The sequence below is a fragment of the Wenyingzhuangia heitensis genome (assembly GCF_011762155.1).
Lineage (GTDB): Bacteria > Bacteroidota > Bacteroidia > Flavobacteriales > Flavobacteriaceae > Wenyingzhuangia > Wenyingzhuangia heitensis.
In genome coordinates, this window is sequence record NZ_JAASQL010000019.1 from 1 (window position 1) to 2,903 (window position 2,903).

Annotated in this window: 2 protein-coding genes; both read right to left on the minus strand. The window is 23.2% G+C overall.

The features are described 5' to 3' along the window. On the minus strand, positions 1-239 hold a 239-nt coding region (locus FHR24_RS15480; protein WP_208412384.1), incomplete at its 3' end, for a hypothetical protein. A gap of 151 nt (positions 240-390) precedes the next feature. Next, positions 391-2,253, minus strand: coding sequence for an O-antigen ligase family protein (locus FHR24_RS15485; RefSeq protein WP_167191116.1), 1,863 nt, complete (start codon positions 2,251-2,253; stop codon positions 391-393). Between the last annotated feature and the right edge of the window lie 650 nt (positions 2,254-2,903).

Consider the following 2,903-nt stretch of genomic DNA (forward strand, 5'->3'; position numbering starts at 1 on the left):
TCTCCTATCTCAAACTTTAAAATGTTTTTTTGAATCGCAATTAGTTTTCCGTTACTAATCAATTCCTTTTGAAAAGATCTAGTTTTTAGAACTTCAACAGTAACCTCATTATCACGAAGCAGATAAGTTCTTTTTTTAAAATTTTCTTTTTCTTCTGCAACATCTGAACAGTTTATTAAAAACATTGACAACAGTAAAAGACAGATCATTTTATGACCATTTAAAGAATTGTTTTTCATAATAAATATAATTCTGCATTTTTATCAGAATCTAAAAAAAAATATTAGCTTTTTTTTTTCAAAAAACACTTTTTAAATTCAAACACACAAACAATCTTTAATGTTTTTCTCAAAAACTGAGATTATACACAGTTTACAAACAGAAATATTATTAATTTCTATTTATTTTAATCATTTCATTAGCTTTTTCTTGAATTTCTTTAACTGCAATTGAAGGTACTTTTATTTCTTTGTTTAATATCTCTTTAGCAATCAAAACAGCTTTTGTGGTATTATTTGTCTCCCTATAAAGAACTAATAATAAATACATTGGATAAAACCTAGATGGCACCATATATAAAGCTCTTTTATAACTTAATTCAGACTCTTTGTATTTCCCCATACTTTTATAACAATCTCCTAAATAAATTTCTAAAACAGAAGAATTTTGATGTTCTTTTGCCTTTTTGAGTACTGACAATGCCTCATCATATTTTTTATCAAAAAATAACGTTCTACCATAGTTAGTCATGAATTCTCCATCTTTTTTTAGAACAGGGAAACTTTTTTCAAATTCTTTGATAGATAATTCATAATCCCCTTCTCTACTATAAACCATCCCACGATAATTACACTGAAAAGACCAATCTAATATGCATAACCTTTTAAAAGAATTATAAACTATAATAATCCCTAAAAAAAACAAGCCACTTTTAACCCTATAGGTAACCCATTTTTTATTAAGCGAAAATGAATACTTTATTTTAATCTCGTTTGATAAAAAAGATAATAAAAAAACTAGAATTATCTTGATAGGAAGTATTTGTGAAGGGTAAGAAAAGAAAGATATAACACCTATACTTAACAATACTAATTTCACAATAATTCCTAATAATATATTTTCTTTATTCAATTTTTCAAATAAAACAATATACAATATATACATAAGAATAAAGCCCCCTACAACACCATTTTCAATAAAAAACTGTATAAATTCATTAAAAGCATAAATAGTATTATCTGCTATAAACTTCTCTTGAAAAGTGCCTCCTTGTTCAAAATATGACGCTTGATAATTCATGTAATTTGATTTAAACTTATCGAAACCAACACCTAGAACAGGATAATCTTTAAATATACTATGTGATATTTTCCAAATCAATAAACGCCCATCAGAGGAATCTTTTTTTAAAAAATAAATAGCGAGAAGTCCAATTATAAATAAAACAAAAGAAACTACAAGTAATAAATATTTTTTAAATATGCTTATTTTAAAAAGAAACCTCTTTAAACACCTAAATCGTAATTCCAATAAAATTAAGCTTGAAAATACAATGGCTAACCACGAAGCCCTTGAATGTGTAGCAGGTATTACAATTATAATTGTAGTAATACCAATAAACGGAATATATTTAAAAATAAATTTAATTAATTGATTTGTAGCAACCTTTTTTACTCCTAAAAACAACCTAAAAACTCTATTTTTAAATAAATACACACCTAAAGACAATACAAATATTATAGATAAAAAACTTGCATAAGGTCCAGGGTTAAAAAAGCTACCTGTTATCTTGAAATTACTATGGTTAGAACTTAAAAAACCTAACAACTGTAAACTACCATAGATTGCTTGAATAATTCCAGAAATTATAATTAATAAAATCCAAAAAATATTTATTTGTATAGATTTAAAAATTCTAAAACAACAATAGATTACACTTAGACATAATAATTCATAATACCTGATTGAAAAAACAGCCCCCCTGTAAAATATACTTGTGTTTAATATAGTATAGAAAAAAAGTATTGCAAGTCCTATATCTAATTTTGTTATATGAACTTTTATATTTTTTATTATCAATATATTAATCAAATACAACAAAAATAAAACAACACTTATCAAGTATAATAATAAAAATTTACTTAACTGAGTAGTATGAGGATAGTCTGAAAAATGAGCAAGATGTAACAGGCCTAACAAGATTATTAAAAAACTAATTATTAAGTTTTTATTTAACTCGTTTTTTTTAAACATAAATTTAATATTTCTATTTTTTATAAAATGAATTTATTTTTTTTTGCGTGATTTAAAATACTAATTTTTTCGAAGTCTTTATTTATTACTGTTTATAGTATACTTCTTTTTAAAAGAATAATATAAAACGTATTGCTGTACAAAATAAATACTTTTACGACAATGCCCCTTTACGGATAAATATCAATTGCAAAAAAATGATAACTGTAAACAAAATCAAATTACTCATCAAATATAACCTAAATAATAAATAATTATCTTACTTAAAGATATGGCTCATTATTAAATCGATAGTCTAATAAAAAGATTAAAAATCATTCCTTATTTTGTTTATATATTCAATAATTAAAATTTAGATACAATAACAGATGTTATTAATAAAAAATGAAAGTCTAAATTGTTCTATATATACTAAAGTCTCGTATAGTATTAATAAACTTAATTTTACTGGACAAACATTTAGTTTAGCTACAATTAATAGTACAAAATCATTTATTATATTAACGTTTTAGCTTAATATTAGCTTTTAAATTTTTAAGAAACAAAAACATAATTAATATTCTCAACATCTTTAATATTTTTAAGTTGACTCCCTAAACGAATATTATATTGGTATTGACTGTCTTTTATCGATAAGTTTTTAATACTAA

Coding starts and splice junctions, on each gene's coding strand:
- FHR24_RS15485 (WP_167191116.1), bottom strand. CDS start 2,253: ATGTTTAAAAAAAACGAGTTAAATAAAAACTTAATAATTAGTTTTTTA.